13 protein-coding genes are annotated in these 17,809 nt (G+C 61.3%); 6 read left to right on the top strand and 7 right to left on the bottom strand.

Going from position 1 to position 17,809, the window contains the following annotated elements; genetic code table 11:
• Together NW845_RS04780 and NW845_RS04775 are read right to left on the bottom strand one after the other, a co-directional pair.
• Nucleotides 1-4,178 (bottom strand): DUF559 domain-containing protein (locus NW845_RS04780; protein ID WP_414377155.1); only part of this gene is annotated, 4,178 nt, incomplete at its 3' end.
• Complete coding sequence (locus NW845_RS04775; protein WP_414377154.1) at nt 4,175-7,060, bottom strand: helicase-related protein; 2,886 nt, start codon at nt 7,058-7,060, stop codon at nt 4,175-4,177. The genes NW845_RS04775 and NW845_RS04780, both read right to left, overlap by 4 nt.
• A 265-nt stretch (nt 7,061-7,325) precedes the next feature.
• Between NW845_RS04775 and NW845_RS04770 the strand changes: the two genes are divergently transcribed.
• Nucleotides 7,326-7,841 (top strand): Crp/Fnr family transcriptional regulator, encoded by a 516-nt coding sequence (locus tag NW845_RS04770; RefSeq protein WP_414334241.1) that lies wholly within the window; start codon nt 7,326-7,328, stop codon nt 7,839-7,841.
• Nucleotides 7,842-8,020: 179 nt separating this feature from the next.
• Nucleotides 8,021-9,040 (top strand): type I glyceraldehyde-3-phosphate dehydrogenase, encoded by a 1,020-nt coding sequence (gene gap, locus NW845_RS04765; protein ID WP_414364424.1) that lies wholly within the window; start codon nt 8,021-8,023, stop codon nt 9,038-9,040.
• Here the strand turns inward: gap and NW845_RS04760 are convergent.
• Nucleotides 9,025-9,627, bottom strand: a complete 603-nt coding sequence (locus NW845_RS04760; protein ID WP_414377152.1) for a 2'-5' RNA ligase family protein — start codon at nt 9,625-9,627, stop codon at nt 9,025-9,027. The genes gap and NW845_RS04760 overlap by 16 nt on opposite strands.
• Nucleotides 9,628-9,804: 177 nt before the next feature.
• Here NW845_RS04760 and NW845_RS04755 point away from each other — a divergent pair, with 177 nt between their 5' ends.
• Complete coding sequence (locus NW845_RS04755) at nt 9,805-10,236, top strand: (2Fe-2S) ferredoxin domain-containing protein (RefSeq protein ID WP_414334246.1); 432 nt, start codon at nt 9,805-9,807, stop codon at nt 10,234-10,236.
• Here the strand turns inward: NW845_RS04755 and NW845_RS04750 are convergent.
• Both NW845_RS04750 and NW845_RS04745 read right to left on the bottom strand, forming a co-directional pair.
• Nucleotides 10,205-10,837: a lysophospholipid acyltransferase family protein gene (locus NW845_RS04750; RefSeq protein WP_414334248.1), complete on the bottom strand. Its 633-nt coding sequence runs from the start codon at nt 10,835-10,837 to the stop codon at nt 10,205-10,207. The two genes, NW845_RS04755 and NW845_RS04750, sit on opposite strands and share 32 nt — an antisense overlap.
• A 133-nt stretch (nt 10,838-10,970) precedes the next feature.
• The gene (locus NW845_RS04745) at nt 10,971-11,744 is read right to left on the bottom strand and encodes a Uma2 family endonuclease (RefSeq protein ID WP_414377149.1); all 774 of its coding nucleotides are present in this window, start codon (nt 11,742-11,744) and stop codon (nt 10,971-10,973) included.
• A gap of 151 nt (nt 11,745-11,895) precedes the next feature.
• Between NW845_RS04745 and NW845_RS04740 the strand changes: the two genes are divergently transcribed.
• From NW845_RS04740 to groL, 3 genes are all read left to right on the top strand, one after another.
• Nucleotides 11,896-13,017, top strand: a complete 1,122-nt coding sequence (locus NW845_RS04740; RefSeq protein ID WP_414377146.1) for an NAD(P)/FAD-dependent oxidoreductase — start codon at nt 11,896-11,898, stop codon at nt 13,015-13,017.
• A 77-nt stretch (nt 13,018-13,094) separates the two neighbouring features.
• Nucleotides 13,095-13,424 carry a 30S ribosomal protein PSRP-3 gene (locus tag NW845_RS04735; RefSeq protein ID WP_414364441.1) on the top strand — a complete coding sequence of 110 codons (330 nt, stop codon included), beginning with the start codon at nt 13,095-13,097 and terminating at the stop codon, nt 13,422-13,424.
• A gap of 210 nt (nt 13,425-13,634) precedes the next feature.
• Nucleotides 13,635-15,263: a chaperonin GroEL gene (gene groL, locus NW845_RS04730; RefSeq protein WP_414377144.1), complete on the top strand. Its 1,629-nt coding sequence runs from the start codon at nt 13,635-13,637 to the stop codon at nt 15,261-15,263.
• A gap of 33 nt (nt 15,264-15,296) precedes the next feature.
• Here groL and lysS read toward each other — a convergent pair whose 3' ends face one another.
• The gene (gene lysS / locus NW845_RS04725) at nt 15,297-16,844 is read right to left on the bottom strand and encodes a lysine--tRNA ligase (protein ID WP_414377141.1); all 1,548 of its coding nucleotides are present in this window, start codon (nt 16,842-16,844) and stop codon (nt 15,297-15,299) included.
• Nucleotides 16,845-16,891: 47 nt separating this feature from the next.
• Entirely contained in the window at nt 16,892-17,659 is a 768-nt protein-coding gene (locus tag NW845_RS04720) for a Uma2 family endonuclease (protein WP_414364411.1), read from the bottom strand.
• Nucleotides 17,660-17,809 lie beyond the last annotated feature (150 nt).

The following is a 17,809-nucleotide window of genomic DNA, read 5'->3' as shown; positions in this document are numbered from 1 at the left end:
TGATTAATCCATCCTGCTTCCGAAGTTGGTTTGCTAAGTGTTGCTACTGTACCCCTTGATTCCTTAACAGGCTGTACTCCACCAATCTTTTGTCTGGCTACATAATCGAAAGCTATACAATCCATGCAAGCTAGAAGCGCAGCAATCACAAGCGCTTTCTGCTGGGGAAGCATTAGTAGAAATTTGTCACCGTATCCGACGCAGGGGGCTATACTTGCTACAACAGTGCGCTCGTCCGTGGAGCGTGCTACATCGCGCCAGCCGAGCAGCCAGCCGCGTTCCCACTCGCCCAGGCGGGCTTCAACCTCCTCTGCCGGCACCCAGTACCAGGGCTGGACGACGAAGTGCGGGTCGGCGTGCTGTGCTGCGTCAGGGGTAGGTAGTTGGGTGCTAGAACGCGAATCCACTCCCTCATACGTGCCGTAGCGGTGGTCGTAGTGCCAGAGCATTTTGGCTTCGTAGAGGGGGAGGTAGAGTCCCTCTCCCCCCATCCCCCTCTCCCCAAGCTTGGGGAGAGGGGGAGAAAGGGGGTGAGGGCTACTTCTCCCAAGACTCTGGGAGAAAGGGGTTGGGGGGTGAGGGGTTGGATGCTCGTAGGAATGAGTAGCGACATAGTCGGCAATTTCTCGGAGGACTTGTTCCGTCTGGTCCAATACCTGGTCATTGGTAAAGCGCAGAACGGCAAAGCCATGTTTGCGCAGGATTTCCTCCCGCAAACGGTCGCGTTCCTGCTGAGTGGGTTCGCGGTGCACGCCCCCATCTATCTCGATGATTAGACGGGCGTCGTCACAGAAAAAGTCGGCGATGAATTGTCCAATCGGGTGTTGACGACGGAACTTCCGGCCTAACAGCCGACGGTCACGCAAAAATTCCCATAGCAAGCGTTCGGCGGTAGTCGCCTCGCGGCGTAACTGCCGTGCTCTGGCAATCAGTTCCCGGCTGGCTTCAGGCAATTTGTACTCCCCTTCTCCTGCTGGGTGGGAGAAGGAATCCGGGGATGAGGGCCATCCCCCCTCTCCTGCAGTGCGGGAGAGGGGGTTAGGGGGTGAGGGCACAAACACATTCCCCACCAGCCGATACCCCTTCGCCTCCAGCTCCGCGCGAGTGCGGAAGAGGCCGGAGTCGTTGGACATATCGAACATGCGTAGAAAGCGCACACCCCAGGGGTTGGCCCTCACCCCCGGCCCCTCTCCCACAAGGGGAGAGGGGGGAGAGTTTTCATTCACTAGCACCGGCACGCGCTGGTAGATAGCCTTTGTCAGCTCGGCATCCTGACGGGTGCGGAAGACGGGCAGGGTGCGGGTGTTGGGATTGATACGGGCAATGTCGTCGGCGGTTAGGGTGAATACGCGGCGTGGGTCGCGCAGGTGTTCGGTGCGAGTTGCAAAGAAGCTGAAGGTAGGGGGGCTCACCGACGTGCTTCTCCTGCAGATGGTGAGCAGGCAGAATTTCATACGACTATCTACTGCTGGAAAGAGTTTGTCGCGGTTTTCAAAGTCAAACAGGCTGACCAGTTGCCCCTTTTCCACCAGGTCGGCGAAGAAGAATTGGTTGGTGGCGTCGGTGGCGATGCCAGTTGGCACGATGATGCCGGCCCGCCCGCGAGGGTTGAGCAGGGCGCGGACGCGCTCGGCAAACACAGAGTAGGTGTTGATGTCGCCGCGACCGGTATGGGGATATAGCCCACTGCCACGCAGGAAGCGGCTGGTGCTTTCGGCGGCGTGCAAGGCGCGCTGATAGTCTTGCCAGAGGGTGGGGTTGGTGTTGGCGAGTGCTGCAATTAGCCGCCTGCGCGTCGCTGCGTTAGCCGCACGGGCGATGGCGGTATCGCGGCTGGCAAAGAACTCTTCTTCCTGCAACTTGATGCGTTCCCAGGGTGGGTTGCCGAGGATAACATCGAAGCCGCCCTCACCGCCCCAGCCCCCTTCTCCGGGCGAGGGGGGAAGGTGAAACACCTCCGGGAACTCCAGTGGCCAGTGGAAGAAGCGCTGTTCGCAAGCCAGGGCTACGGCGGTGGCCAGAGCGCGGGAGTTGGCTCGATTTTCCAGCCGCTCGCTGACCGCTTTCGTGGTAATGGCCGCCGAGAAGTCCGAGGTCAAGCGCTGGAAAAAGGCCGCCGTCCAAAGGTTGCAGGCTTCTGTCAGTTTCTGGTGTTCTGGGTTTTGACAGTAGCGGGTGTAGAGCTCCTGCTTGCGGCGTACATTGGCTGGCGAGTCGTCCTGGATAGCTTCGAGCTGCTGCCGCTCCTGGCTGAGCTGGGCCACCACCTGGTCGGCCTCAAGCGGCAGAGAAAGCTGGCCTGTTTCCAAATCCCTGCGCTCGGCGCGATTTCGCCCCTTCAGAGAGCGGGCAGCCTCCCTGGAGTCGGCACTTACCGGCTCGAAAGCAGCATCAGGAAGGCCCTTTTCCAGAACCTTTAGATCCAGCACCCCCACCAGCGAGTCGCCACACTTGATGCGGTGATCGAGGAAGGTAAGCGGTTTGCCGGCGCAATGGGCCTCCAGCCAGAGGGCCACGCGGCAGAGTTCCACCGCCAAGGGGTTTTTGTCCACGCCGTAGAGGCAGTGGGCCACCACGTCGCGGATGGCCTCGCGCACAGTCTCGGGGGCGGGCTCCTCTTCGCCGGTGCGAACCTTGGCCAGCTCCTTGCCCAGATGTCGGGCAGCCGCCAAGAGAAAATGCCCAGAGCCACAGGCGGGATCCAGAACCCGCAGCGATAGGATGGCCCGTTCCTTTTCCTCACGGCCGGCTGCAGACTTCAGCCGCTCCTGCAGCACTGGCTCCAGGGCCGAGCGGACAAGTTCTGCCACCAGCTCCGGCGGGGTGTAGTAGGAGCCGGTACTTTTGCGCTCAGAGCCGTAGCCTAAGTCAAAGCAGGGCACACTGCCTGAGGTGTCAATCTGGGGCCGGTAGTCGAGCAGGCTTTCGTAGACGGATCCCAGCTCCTCTACGTCCAAAGCGGCGTAGTTGACCCGGCGCGGCGGCGAGGTCGCGTTCTCTTGGTAGTAGGCCAGGTGCCAGAAGGCCTGCAGCAGATCCCGGTTGCTCAGGCTGCACCCATCCAGCTCCAAAGGGGCAAACAACTCGCCGTTGAGAGGTGCAGCCCCTAGATGCTCTGCCAGCTCCTCCTGGGAAAGCACTCGCCAGAGCACCCGCAGGCTGCACCAAAGATCCTCATGCTCCGTAAAAGCGCTGCGCCGCTCCAAAAGTCGCCGCAGCCGACTCACGCCGTAGTGATCCCGGTAGAGGGGGCTGGCGCTAATTAGCCCCCGCTCCTCTGAGACTAAGAGAAACAAAAAGCGGTAGACCAGCCGCAGCAGTTGCCGGTAGAACTCCTCCGGGGTAAGGCAGTTCGATCCTGGAGAAGCCAGCCGCTCCCGCAGGTGGGAGTTTTTGGGATGGGCAAGAAAACCCTTGGCCAGGCCCTTGAGGCACTCTTCCACCCCATCCCGCAGCCGCTCGCGGACTCGCCCCCCCTGTTCCAGAGCCTGCTGGTAGTACTTCTCCAGCCAACACTCCCGCGCCTGCTCTGCCTTTTGGGGCAAACGGCTGCGGTGCAGCAGGCGAAACAGGATGGCAAAGTCGTTAAAGCGCTGCTCCTCTAGGATCTGCTGCAGGTCAAACTCCACATAGGCCTGCCGGCGCACAAAGGTGCTGTCCCGCAATAGACGGAGGGTCAGCCCGTTGGTGACGATGCCCCAGAGGTGCTCGCTGCGGTTGAGATACTCCTGCAGCAGTGAGTGAGGGGCTAGACGCGGCCTGCCAGTGGAAGCCAGCCGCCCCAGCTCCTGGCGTACCCCCACAATGTGCACCGGCGGAGCATCCTCTGCTTCGCCGGCGCGGTGCGAAATGGCAAAGGTAGCACCGTCCAGCTCATAGGCCCGTGGGTTGTAGCGCAGCTCGTAGCCCAGAAAGCTAAGAAAGGGAATAACCCAGGCATCGCGGGTAACCGACGTGGCCGGATCCCCTTCCGGCAGACGGGCCAGCCGGCGGCGGAAAACTTCCCACTGGGTGCGGGCCTCGGCAAAGACGCTGGCAATTTCTTCCGTCAGGCTGCGCTTGTCTTCTAGCCCAAAGTCTTTCGGCTTCTGGCCTGACAGCTCGCCAGCCAAAAGCTGCTCCAGAATGTCCGGCCCCAAGAGGCCCCCTTCAAGGCGTACAGCAGGAAATTGGCTCATCTGGACAGCAGAGGTTGTAGGACAAGAATTCCCAGCAGATCGGGGGGAAACTGCGGCTTAACCTCCAGCCCGCGCACGCGCTGGGAGATGGCCTGTCGGATGCGCTTGTGGGCCTCAGCCAGCTCGCCAGCTCGCTGGAAAATGGCCTCCCGGATCCCTTGCTGAAGGGGGTGTCCTAGACCCCAGTTTTCTGCAGTCGGCGGCCAGGGGCTGAGGCTGTCTAGCACCTGCTGCACCAACTCCTGCTTTTCTACAAGCGGCAGGTTGGCATCTGGCTTGGCTGCGGCCAAAAGCTGGAGCGCTGCCCTACTTTCCAGCCAGCGGGCTTCGCCTCTTTCTAGGCCAACCCCTCCCAGCACCAGCACCTCCTCCGCTAGCAGAGGCTGAGCCAGCGGCTGCTCCACTAGGTAGCGTACCCGCAGCAACAAGAGGGTGGTGAGCGCAGCCACAGCCCGCGTCCGAACGACCCCGCAGCGGGAGACGACGGCCTCTTCAGGCTTATCTAAGGCCTTCTCTAACAAAAAGTGGGCCAGGGCAGCGATGAGGCGGTGGTTGCGGCCAACGTATTCCGCTCCTTCCGGCGTGGGGGAGATGAAGCTAATCCGCCACTGTCCACCCTTGGGCTGGGGCAGGACTGAACGAATGGCCTCCGGCAGGGTTGCCGTGCCCTCCTGGCTGAGGTTGACCCGGAAGACTCCAGACTCCCGGTCAGGGATCACAGCCAGGCCTAGGCGCTGGGCAGCAGTTAGAAAAAATTGCTGCACGGCCTGCGGATCCCCCAGCACAGCGTCTGTGGCCTCCAGTTCCCGCTGCACTTCTTCCGGCTTGAGGGATCGCTGGGCAAAACGGGTGCGGTTGCGCCGCTCCTGCTCAGCAGAGCGATCCCACTGGGCGTGAAACTGGCTCACCTCTGCCATCCCCAGATCCAGCGCCAACTGGCGCTCCCCTGAGCCGGATCCCTGGCGCAGAAAAAGGGCCTCCAGCACCGCCTGGGTAACGCTTTCACTCGCTTCGGGCACAGGCACGTGGGTGCCAAGGGTGCGGCGGATTTCCCGCGCCTTGTCCAGCAGCACCTGCAGCACCGCACCGTCCACAGGGTTATCCCGCCCGAAAAAGCGGACGACCTTGACCCGTTCGGCCCGTTGGCCATAGCGATCCACCCGCCCCTCCCGCTGTTCCAGCCGGTTGGGGTTCCAGGGCAGGTCGTAGTGGATGACGGCTGTAAACTTTTCCTGCAGGTTGATCCCTTCCGAGAGGCAGTCGGTGGCCACCAGCACCCGTGGCTGGTCAACGGCAATTTCCGCAATCTTGGCCTCCCGTTCCTCGTCGCCCATGCGGCCGGTTACGCAGGCTACCTGAGTTGCGGATCCCAGGTGCTGCCGAAGGTGGTCGGCAAGATACCCTGCTGTGGCCACATAGCGGCACCAGAGAATGGGGTGAAAGCCCTCGGCGAGGAGCCGCTTCACCAGCTCGATGGCCCGCGCCAGCTTGGTGTCTTGGTCTACGCCGTGAAGTTGGTGGGCCAGACGGGCAAGCTCCCGCAACCGGCGGCGGTCGCTGTCGGGCAGAGTTTGCTCTGCAGCTTCAAGAGCTGGCAGCGGTAATTCGTCGTCAGTACGCTCTTGTCCCGACTCGAACACCCAGCGGCTAAAGCTCTCCTCAGCCTCTTCTTCCCGAGAGCCTGCGCTGCGATTGGCCAGCGCCGCCAGAGCCGCTGCCGGACTGGACATGACACAGCGCAAAAGAGCCAGCGCCCCCCAGTAGCGTACGCGCCGCCGCCGCTGCTCCATCTGCTGGCCGGTGCGCACCAGCTCCGAGCAGAAGGCATAGGTGCGCTCAAACAGCTCGCGGTAGCAGCGTGAAAGGTCATAGGTCTCATCTTCAGCTTCCCGGGTTGGGAAGCAGGCGGTTTCTTGCCAGGTCTCCTTGATGTCCTGCCGTGTGCGCTGGACAAAGTGACGGGCCAGCTCGATGCGCTGGTTCTCCTTGAGATCCTGAAGGTCCCACTCCTCGAACTCCGGCCGCAGCAGCCCCAGCAACGACCGGAAGGCCTCTGGGATGCCGCTGTGGGGAGTAGCCGTCAGCAGGATTAGGTGGCGGTTGGGCGCTTGGGCAATAGCTCTCAAAAGAGCATGCCGCTCCTGCTGAGCTCTGCCGGAACTGGCCGCTGCCGCCCCGTGCACTTCGTCGGCAATGATCAGCTCAGGACAAAACTGCAGAAATTGAGGGCGGTTGCGCTCCGTTTTAACAAAATCAATGCTGGCCACCTGCACCGAGAAGTATTCGTAGAGATTTTGTCCCGGCGGGGTTTGCCGCTCCAGTTGCCCTACCGTCCCCGACCGGATAACTACCGGCTCGAGGTTAAACTTTTCCGCCAGCTCCCTGGCCCACTGCTCGCACAAGTAAGGCGGGCAGAGGACACAAAAGCGGCGGATCTCGCCGCGATCCAGAAGTTCTCTGGCTATCAGCAGCGCTTCAATGGTCTTGCCCACTCCCACATCATCGGCAATAAATAGCCGCACCGGATCAAGGCGCAGCGCCATGAGCAACGGCACAAACTGGTAGGTTCGTGGCCGGATGGAGATGCGCCCCAGCGAGCGGAAGGGAGTGGCGCCCTCGCGTAAGATAAGGCGCGCTGCCTGCCAGAGGAGATGGGCGGCTGCAGCATCGGCAACTTGGTCGGCGCGGGGCAGCGGGAAGAAGGCCGGCTCGATGCGCTCAAAGGGCAAGGTGCCGCCTATGAGGTTCATCAGTTGTCGGTGAAGGCAAATCGCGTCCTCTGGCGTGCCAGTAAGGGGCCGCAGCACTACCCCTTCTTCGGAATCAGCGGGGAGCACCACCCACTCGCGCTCGCGGCAGCGGACAATCGAACCAGGCTGCATCGATTGGGATCCCTAGAGAGCTTTCTCCATTTGTATGCATCTTTGCCGCTTCCCGGGAAGGACTGGCGAGCTTCTCCGGCTTTTTCAGGAACCCCCACAGCCTGCCTAGGCAGAACTTCTGCCGGCGCTATGGCCGGCAAAAATTCTACATGTTGGAAAATGGCCTTCTCGCCCAAGCCTATTTCAGGCATCCTTCCTACCCAAAACGTGGGGTGACGGTAGGATGAAACAGAGCTGGCCCCAAGCACTTCCAGCCGCTTACCCGATGAGCAGCACCCGTTATCCGTTTGAGCGTGTTCGCGACCACTTGCTCTTTCAGTCCTTGGCAGATGCTGAGTGGAAGGCATTGACGGCTGCCCTACTGCCCAGTCGCTTTTCTCCCGGCCAGGTAATCTTCCAAGAAGGGGATCCCAGCAGCGACCTGTACGTAGTTCTCAGCGGGATCGTGGAGCTGCGGCGCCAGTACATGCGCTATCCCGGCGATTACTGGCTGGCAACACTGCATGCTGGGCGCGTGTTTGGAGAACTTTCCTTGCTGACGGGGCGGCGGCGCTCCTTTACCGCAGTGAGCCTAACCGAGGTGCAAACCCTGCGCCTCTCCAGCGAAGGGCTGCTCCTATTGCCCCTGGAAGTCCAGGTGAAGCTTTACCGCGCCTGGACCCAGATCATCGGCGAGCGCCTCTTTTGGCTCGACAGCATGTTCGCAGATCTCCTGGAACAACGGGGGGCGGAAAATGTCGCCTCGGCTATGGCCCTGCTGCAGCAGCGCTATCCTGCTTGAGGAAAAAGAACCCCTGCCGGCAGGCTGGGATCCCTAGAATCAAGGTTCTGGCACTCCTACAAAGAAGCCAAAAATCAAGCGGTGGGATCCCAAATTTTATCTTCAGAATAGCCAGGGCTTGCGGTATTATGTGCTAAGCAGCAGCTCCCGAAGCATTTCAAGCAGCGAGGTTAAGAGCAGTGGTCAGGGTAGCCATCAACGGATTCGGTCGCATCGGTCGCAACTTTTTGCGTTGTTGGCTGGGGCGCTCCCAGTCCAACTTGGATATTGTTGCCATCAACGACACCTCAGACGCTCGCACGGCTGCCCATCTGCTCAAGTACGACTCCATCCTCGGGCCACTGCAAGGGGTGGAAGTGGAGGCTACCGAGGGTGGCCTGCTGGTTAACGGCAAGCACATCCATGCCGTTTCCGATCGCAACCCCAGCAACCTGCCCTGGAAAGAGTGGAAAGTGGATCTTGTTATTGAGGCCACAGGTGTTTTTGTAGACTACCAGGGTGCCTCCAAACACATAGAGGCGGGAGCCAAGAAGGTGATGATCACGGCTCCGGCCAAGGGAGGCGACATCCCTACCTTTGTGTATGGCGTTAACCAGCACACCTATGACCCGGTGCGGCACAACATTGTCAGCAACGCCAGTTGCACCACCAACTGCCTTGCCCCGCTCCTCAAGGTGCTGCTGGACAAGTTCGGCGTCCTGCGGGCTACGATGACCACCACCCACAGCTACACCGGCGACCAGCGGATTTTGGATGGTGGCCACCGCGATCTGCGACGGGCGCGGGCGGCGGCGCTGAGCATGGTGCCCACTACCACCGGGGCGGCCAAGGCAGTAGCGCTCGTGATCCCCGAACTGAAGGGCAAGCTGAACGGGGTAGCAGTACGGGTTCCCACGCCCAATGTGTCGCTGGTGGACTTGGTGGTGCAAACAGAGCGGCGTGTGATTGCCGAAGAGGTGAACGCGGCTCTCAAGGAAGCTTCAGAGACCACGATGAAAGGGATCATTGCCTACTCCGATATCCCCTTGGTCTCCATCGACTATCGCGGCCACGACTGCTCGGCGATTGTGGATGCGGAGATGACCAGTGTGCTGGACGGGGATCTGGTGAAGGTGATGGCCTGGTATGACAACGAGTGGGGCTACTCGCAGCGGGTGCTGGATCTGGCTGAATACATGGCTGCTCACTGGGTTGAGTAGGCTGTTGTTTCCTGTCTCAATCCCTCAGAGGCGGAGAGGGAGAATTCGGCAAAAACTTGCCAGCGCTTGCCGTCATGGCTGAGGAGGGTGAGAGCGGAGGCGAGAAAGGATCCCTGGAAAGGGCGAGTTTTGAACTGTGGCCAGGCGATGTGAAACTGGGCCGGGCTGAGATCCCGAAAGGCCACAGTCATGTGGGGGACAAAGGGACGAGCTGGGGTAGGGGTCGGCTCTGGCTTAAGCAGCAGATTCATGTGGCGCTGTGTCTTGGCCTGGAGCTGTTGCAGCTCAGGGGAGGGCTCGACGTGGATATAGATAACCCGTGGCGCGAAGGCACCGAAGCCGCGGAGCTCAACGGCAACCGGAGCCTGCTCCTTGGCAAACTCTCCCAGGGATCCCGTCAGGGCTGGCAGCTCGGCAGTGGGCCACTCGAAAGGAGGCACCAGGGTAATGTGAGGGGGCGAGCGCAGGGCTGCGCGGCTGGCAAATTGCTCGGCAAACTGTTGTTTGATGGCGGTCACTTGCTCCTGCAAGTCTGCCGGGGGTAGGAGGGCGAGAAACAGCCGCTGTTGGGGAGCGTCGTTCACCATTGCTGGACAGGTGAGGGACCTGTATTATCCAGGCTAGGACAGCCCAGCCCCAGACCTCTACCCCATTCCCTAAGGGTCAGAGGGTTTGTCGGGATGCCCGGCATCTTCTTTAGCCACTCATATTCTCATATAATTATCTAGCGATTATCTAGTGGCAGTAGGCTAGAGGGATCCTCTATGACCCAGCTTTCCGCTCCCGTTCCCACGCCGGCAACCGCATCTTCAGAACCTCAGCCGGCTCCGCTTCCGTCTTACCATTGGCATCTCTTTCTCTGCGCCGACCAGACCAAGCCCAAGTGCTGTGAAAAAGCCGTCGGATTGGAAGCCTGGGACTATTTGAGATCGCGGATCAGGGAATTGAACCTGGAAATCCAAGGCGGCAGCTCCCTGAGAGTACACCGCACCAAGGCCAACTGCCTGCGCGGGTGTGACTATGGCGTTCCCGGCCCGGTGTTGCTGGTGTATCCCGGTGGGTTTTGGTACCACTCGGCCACGCCCCCGGTGATAGAGCGGGTGCTGCAAGAGCATATCCTGGGCGGGATCCCGGTGGCCGAGTATCTGGTAGCCCAAGATACCCTCAGCGCCCCTGATCCAAGAGAGCGTGGATAGCCTGCACGTACTCTGCCGTCGCCTGTTGCAAATCAGCCTTATCGCTGGAAGCAGGGGGGGGGATCACCTTGCCGATGCGCACCGTGATGGGGCAGAACAGCCGCGGCCAGCGGGATCCCTTGGGCAGCACCTTCTCGGTACCCCAGAGGGCCACGGGGAGCAGGGGTGTCTGGGTGCGCGCTGCCACCAAGGCAGCCCCCAGGTGAGGCTGGGGAATGCGGCCATCGGGGGTGCGGGTGCCGTTGAGAAAGATCCCCACCGCCCATCCCCGCGCCAGGGCTGCTTCCGTGGCTCGCAAGGCAGCGCGGTCAGAGCCGCCTCTCTTGACCGGGTAGGCCCCGTAGAGCCGGATCACCTGCTTCAGCGCTGGCACCCGAAACAGCTCTTCCTTGGCCATGAAGGCTACAGGGCGGCGCACTGCATTGGCCACCAGCGGCGGATCCAAGTGGCTGGCATGGTTGCTGACAATGATCAGGGATCCCTGGCGAGGCACGTTTTCCTGGCCATAGGTGCGGCCAAAATACAGTCCCCGAAACAGCGGATTGACCACCAGCCACTTGAGCAGCCAGTAGGCCAACCAATCCTGGCGGCGATAGCCCATCTGGACGATTTCCCAACTTAGGGGTAGCTCCCTCTTTGAGTGTAGGGGAAAGCGGGGGATCCCCAGCGACTTTGGAGATAGGTTTTCCTGAGACCTTCACTTAGGGTGGGATGCGGTGAGGGCCAGGAGTATGTCACCTCTCCAGATCAGGATCCTCGCCCAAAGCCCGCAACCTTTCCGCCAGACGCTCAGCCCGTTGGCGCTCCTGTTCGGCTCGTTGGCGTTCCAGCTCGGCCCGCTGGTGCTCCCGCTCGGCTCGTTGGCGTTCCAGCTCGGCCCGCTGGCGCTCCCGCTCGGCTCGTTGGTGCTCCAGCTCGGCCCGCTCATCTCCCGTCAACAGCAACTGCCCTTGGGCATCGCACCAGCGCAGCCAGCGGGCTTGTTTCCCCTCGAAAACTCCGTCCCACAGCCTCAGGCCCAGCTCCACCTGTTCCAGCCAGGTCTCGGTCATTTCCGCATAGTGGCGGCCTCGCAGCTCGAAAATGCGCAGCTCCTCTGGCCCCAGCTCGTGGTTGGGATCAAAAACCACGTAGTAGCTGACCCGCATCTGCTCGTAGCGACTGAGCTTGCCCCCTAGCTCGTCGCCTTCGCGGTTGGAGACAATCTCAATCACCACATCCGGCGGCTTGTCAAATTGCCAGAGCAGATAGCACCGGTTCTGCTTCTCCCACCATTGTTCCGGCACCGTGACATCCAGGCTGAGAAAAACATCCGGCACGATGGGAGGTCGGTTAGGGGTGGTGTAGATGCCCACATTGGCTGCTGCCAGGAAGGTTTTGTGGGGCAGAGAGCTGTAGAGTGCCCCCGTCAGGAGACGCTGCTGCTTTTCAGAGGCAAAGTTATCCACCGGGGTATCGTCCTCAGTGACCAGATCAGCGATGTCGGGCAGCAGCAGTTCAGTATCCATGGGCGAAGGCAGTCGGGGATGTCGACATCTTAGCCGTTTCCCCTACTTTTTGCCGCAGAGGACAAGGGCGGCAAAGCTGGCCGCTCTCCAGAAGGGATCCCGCCCGGAGAATGGGGTATCACGGCAAAAGGGATCTCTTTGAGGAAGAACCTTGAACTGTGACGTTTTGGTGATTGGCTGTGGCGTGGTGGGCTGTGCCATCGCCTACGAGCTGTCTTCCGCAGGGCTATCAGTGGTTGGGATCGACGCCAAGGATCCGGCCTCAGGCGCCACAGGCGCGTCACTGGGGGTGTTGATGGGGATCTGCAGCCGCCAGCCGGATGGGGAGGTGGTGCAGTTGCGCCTGAAAAGCCTGGAGCAGTTTGATCCCTTGATTGCCCGGCTGGAAGCGGACTTGGGTCGGAATTTGCCCGTCAATCGGCACGGCATCCTCAAGCTCCTTCGGGAGGAGGAAGTGGACGCTTGGCAAGCAACCCTGGCGGCTCGGCGGCAAGCAGGTTACCGCCTGGAGCTGCTTAGCCCCCGCGAAGTGGGATCCCTGCAGCCGGGCCTGCGCGGCGACCTGGCCGGGGCCATCTACTCGCCCCAAGATCGGCAGATCCAACCCCGCCTCCTCACGCAGGCGCTTGTGGAAGCAGCCCAGCGTAGAGGCTGCCGCTTTTTCTTCCATCAGCCGGTTCAGAAGATGCAGCGCAGCCCGGATCCTCCCTTTCGCCTGCAGGCAGTTTATACGCCGGCCTTTACCTTCTCGGCAGGCTATGTCGTTCTCGCTGCCGGCCTGGGCAGCTCCCCTTTGGCTGAGGAGCTGGGGTTGCAGATACCGCTGCAGGCTGTCAAGGGCCAGGCCCTGCGGATCAAAGCCGCTGGGATCCCTCTGGGGCCGGTCGTGAGCGCCGCGGATCTGCACCTGGTTCCCCTCGGCGATGGATCCCTGTGGGTGGGGGCAACCGTGGAGTTTCAGGCCCCCCATCCCCAGCCGACGCTGCTGGCGCTGCAAGATCTGCTGGCCCGCGCCATCCGGCTCTGCCCGGCTTTGGCCGAAGCGACTTTGTTGGAGCACTGGGCCGGCCATCGACCCCGACCGCTGGGGCAGCGTGCCCCCATCCTGGGGCCGGCTCCCGGCTATGTCAATCTTTTTGTTGCCACTGGCCACTACCGCAATGGGGTGTTGCTGGCCCCGATTAGCGCCGCCGTCCTGAGAGATTTGGTGCTGAAAGGGAAAACAGCCCTCTGCGATCTAAGCGCTTTTGCCCCAAGACCTAAACAGGGCTGAGCGGGCCTATCCCCTGAGGGATCCGGACTTATGTCAGAATAGAAGGCTGCCCGGCTCAGGCCGAGCCAGCGTGTGACCTGTCGAGTCCTGCAAAGGAGAAAAGAGCCTTGCCGAAACTTGCCCTAAAAGCTCTCTGGCTGGAAAACGATTTGGCCATTGCCGTGGATCAGGTGGTGGCCAAAAACCGCAGCCCCCTCACCCGCTACTTCTTCTGGCCGCGAGATGACGCCTGGGAACAGCTCAAAGCTGAGCTGGAGAGCAAAACTTGGATCAGCGAGGAAGATCGCATCACTCTGCTCAACCAAGCCACTGAACTGATCAACTACTGGCAAAACGGCGGACGCGAGCGCCCCATCAGCGAAGCCCAAGCCCAGTTTCCCGACATCCTCATCGGTGGCAACGCCTAGCTCTCCCATCCCCGCCAAGGCCGCGACTCCAAACCCAACTCATCTTGCTGGGGATCCCGCTTTTGGGTTAGATTAGCACTCGAGGTTCCAGAGTGCTAACTCTGCACTCGGCCAAGCCGATGGATCGCTGGGGCTCTTCTGGGATCCCACTCTGCCTAGCAGCACTCAGCGCTAAGTAGCCCAGTTGAAATTACGAGGATCGCGGATTCTATGGCCAAGCAGATTCTGTTTAAAGAAGAGGCCCGCAAGGCATTGGAGCAGGGCATCAATCAACTGGCGGATGCAATCAAGGTTACGGTTGGCCCCAAAGGGCGCAACGTTGTTCTGGAGAAGAAGTTTGGCGCTCCCCAGATCGTCAACGACGGGGTCACCATTGCCAAAGAAATTGAGTTGGCGGATCCTTTGGAGAACACCGGTGCCCAGTTGATGCGAGAAGTGGCCACCAAGACCAACGACGTGGCCGGAGACGGCACCACCACAGCCACCATTTTGGCCCAGAGCATGGTGCGGGAAGGGCTGAAGAATATTTCGGCAGGATCCAACCCCGTAGCCTTGCGGCGCGGCATCGAGAAGACCACCGCCTACCTGGTGAAGCAAATTGCCGCCCATGCCAAGCCTGTGGAAGGCCGCAAGACCATCGCCGAGGTGGCTACCATCTCTGCCGGCAACGACCCGGAAGTGGGGGAGATGATTGCCAAAGCCATGGATGCCGTGGGGCGAGATGGGGTGATCACGGTCGAAGAGTCCAAGTCGCTGGAAACCCAATTGGAAGTTGTCGAAGGGATGCAGTTCGACCGCGGCTACATTTCCCCTTATTTTGTGACTGATACGGAGCGGATGGTGGCCGAATACGAAAATGCCTATCTGCTCATCACCAGCAACAAGCTCTCCAGCCTACAAGATCTGGTGCCTGTTCTGGAGCGAGTGGCACGAGAGGGGCGGCCGCTGCTGGTCATTGCGGAAGATGTCGAAGGAGAGGCGCTGGCCACCTTGGTGGTGAACCGCCTGCGGGGGGTGTTGAACGCGGTGGCGGTGAAGGCGCCGGCTTTTGGGGATCGACGCAAGGCCATGTTGGAGGACATTGCCATCCTCACTGGTGGGCAGCTCATCTCCGAAGAGATTGGCATCAAACTGGAAAATGTCACCCTAGACATGATGGGGGTGGCCCGCAAGATTACCGTTACCAAAGACAAGACCACCATTGTCACCGATGGCAGCACCAAAGCGGCGGTGGAGAAGCGGGTGGCCCAACTCCGCAAGCAACTGGAGACCACCGATTCCGAGTACGACCGCGAGAAGCTGCAGGAGCGGATCGCCAAGCTGGCCGGTGGGGTGGCGGTGATCAAGGTGGGGGCTGCCACCGAAACGGAGCTCAAGGATCGCAAGCTGCGCATTGAAGATGCCCTCAATGCCACGCGGGCGGCAGTGGAGGAAGGGATTGTCCCCGGTGGCGGGGCAACGCTGCTGCATCTTTCCAAAGGGATCCCGGCCTTTAAGGCCACCTTGAACGCAGAAGAGCAGGTGGGGGCGGACATCGTCTGCCGGGCTTTACAGGCGCCGCTCTATCAGATTGCCCACAATGCTGGCCTGGAGGGGTCTGTGGTGGTGGAAAAGGTTCTGGAGAAGGAGATGCCCTTTGGCTTCGACGCCCTGACCGGAACCTATGTCGATATGTTTGCCCAGGGGATCGTGGATCCGGCCAAGGTGGTGCGCTCGGCGCTGCAAAACGCAGCTTCCATCGCCGCCATGTACCTCACCACTGAAGCCATTGTGGTGGAAAAGCCCGAACCTAAGACGAAAACAGGAACAGGCCGCTCCGGCGGTGCGGGGATGATGTAACTTCCCTGAACCGTGCCCTTGTAGCATAGGCCCCTATCCAGGGGCTTTTTCCTGTTCAGGGCTTTCTCCCGTCTCCGGTCGCAGCAGCGGGAAGGCGATGACATCACGGATGCTAGGGGCGTTGCACAGCAGCATCGCCAGACGGTCGATGCCGATGCCCAGGCCGCCGGTGGGAGGAAGGCCGTACTCCAGGGCGGTGAGGAAGTCCTCGTCGAGAAAGTGGGCCTCTTCGTCTCCGGCTGCCTTCAGGGCCGCCTGGGCCTCCAGCCGCTGCCGTTGGTCTACCGGGTCGGTCAGCTCCGAGTAGGCGTTGGCCGTCTCTCGCCCGACGATAAACAGCTCAAAGCGCTCCGCCAACCCCGGCTTGCTGCGGTGGGGCTTGGTGAGCGGACATACCTCCAGGGGATAGTCCAGAACAAAAGTCGGCTGGCGCAGACGGCTTTCGCAGCAGTGCTCGAAGGCTTTGACCAGCAGCTTGCCGGGGGAGTCCTGGGGGGAGAGATCGGGGATCCCCTGCTCGGCCAGGGCGGGCAAGAGCTCAGCAGTGGATCCCTTTTCCACGTCGATGAAGATGCCGGTGGCCTCTTCCACCAACTCCTGTATCGTCACCCGCCGCCAGGGTGGGGTGAGGTCGATGGCTTCCCCTTGGTAAGTAATTTGCAGGGATCCCCGTACCGCCAGGGCGGCGTTGCAGACCAGGGTTTCGGTCAGCTCCATCATGGTGTGGTAGTCGGCAAAGGCTTGATAGGCCTCTAGCGAGGTGAACTCCGGGTTGTGGCGGGTGGAGATGCCTTCGTTGCGAAAGACCCGCCCAATTTCGTACACCCGCTCGATCCCGCCCACCACCAGCCGCTTCAGGTGTAGCTCGGTGGCGATGCGCAAGTAGAGATCCAGATCCAGGGCGTTGTGGTGGGTGATGAAAGGCCGCGCCTCCGCCCCGCCGGGGATCACCTGCAACACCGGCGTCTCGATCTCCACAAAGCCCTGCTCCTCCAGGGTCTGCCGCAGGGAGCGGACGATCTTGGCCCGGTCGAGCAAGGTTTGCTTCACCTCGGGGTTGACGATGAGATCGACGTAGCGCTGGCGGTAGCGTTTCTCCACATCCCGTAGGCCGTGCCACTTGTCGGGCAGGGGCAGCAGCGCCTTGGTCAGCACCTGGTACTCGTCCACCCGCACCGACAACTCGCCTTTTTCGGTGCGCTTGAGACAGCCCTTGGCTCCCAGCCAGTCGCCCACGTCGAGCAGCTTGTCCAGGTTCTTGAAAGCCAGCTCTCCCATGTGCTCCGTCAGCCGTTGCTTTTCTAGGTAGAGCTGGATGGTGCCGGAGCGATCCTGAAGGGTAAAAAAGGCCAGTTTGCCCATGACCCGCCGCGCCCGGATCCGCCCGGCCACGGCCACCTGCACATCCTCCCGCTCGGCGCCGGGCTCGAGATCGGCAAATTGGGCCTGCAACTCGGCGGCCAGGTGGGTAACCGGGAAAGAATAGGCATAGGGCAGGATCCCTTGCTCCTGCAGATGGCGGGCTTTCTCGAGACGGGCGGCCCGTTGGGCGGCTTCACTGCTGCTGGGGAGAGTGGACATAGAAGTAAAGGGAATAGAGGATTTCAGGAACGGACGGGATCCTTTTTTTACTCTTCCGGCGGCGCGATCCCGTGGGAACGCAGCAGCTCCAAAAGTCTTTCGGCCCGTTGGCGTTCTCTTTCGGCCCGCTGCTGCTCTAGGGCGGCCTTTTCGTCGCCGGTGGGCAAAACTTGGCCCTCTCGGTCACACCAGCGCAGCCATTCCGTGTTGACGCCCTCGAAGGATCCCTGCCAGAGGGTCAAGCCCAGGCCAATCTCCTCCAGCCAAGTGGAATCGAAGGGAACCAGCTCTCCCCCCCGCCGCTGAAAAAGAACCAGCGGGGATCCCTGTAACTCCCGCAGTTGCCGCAAAGGATCGTACACCCCGTAGTAGGCCACCCCAGCGCGGGCATAGTCCCTGAGTTTGCGACCCAGCTCTTCCCCCTCGCGGTTGGAGACAATCTCAATGACCACGTCGGGGGGCTTGCCCATCTCCCAGACGAAGTAGGTGCGATCTTCCTTGCGCTCGAAGCTGGCGGGGGGAGCCACCTCCAGGCTGAGCATGACATCGGGCACCAGCGGCGGCAGCTTGAGGGCGTAGAACAGGCCGACGTTGGCCGTGGCCAAGAAGGGGATCGGCTCGCCGCTGTCTTTGGCCCTGGGTTGAAAGGAAGCGTAGAGGGCGCTGGTGAGCAGGCGCTGCAGCTTCTCTGAGTAGATGCTGTCTACAGGCTGGTCGTCCTCGATTGTCAGGTCGCTGACATCCGGTGGCGGCGGCGGTGGAAACTCCGCTGCTGGTGTCGAGGGCTTGAGGGGGCTAGAAGGTGCAGAAACCATGATGCCGGGATCCCTTGCAGGGTTGCTAGGGGCTGCTCGGTTGTTTGTCGATCAGCCGATATGAAACCATCTCGAGGGTAGCAAAGGCTGCTGGGAAAAGGGTGACCAGAGAGCTTCTCCAATCCCACGCCAGAGACAGAAGCCCAACCC

This window comes from Synechococcus sp. H60.2 (genome assembly GCF_047462315.1).
Lineage (GTDB): Bacteria > Cyanobacteriota > Cyanobacteriia > Thermostichales > Thermostichaceae > Thermostichus.
Note: the sequence above shows the minus strand (reverse complement) of the source record. Positions and strands in the feature narration are given on the sequence as shown.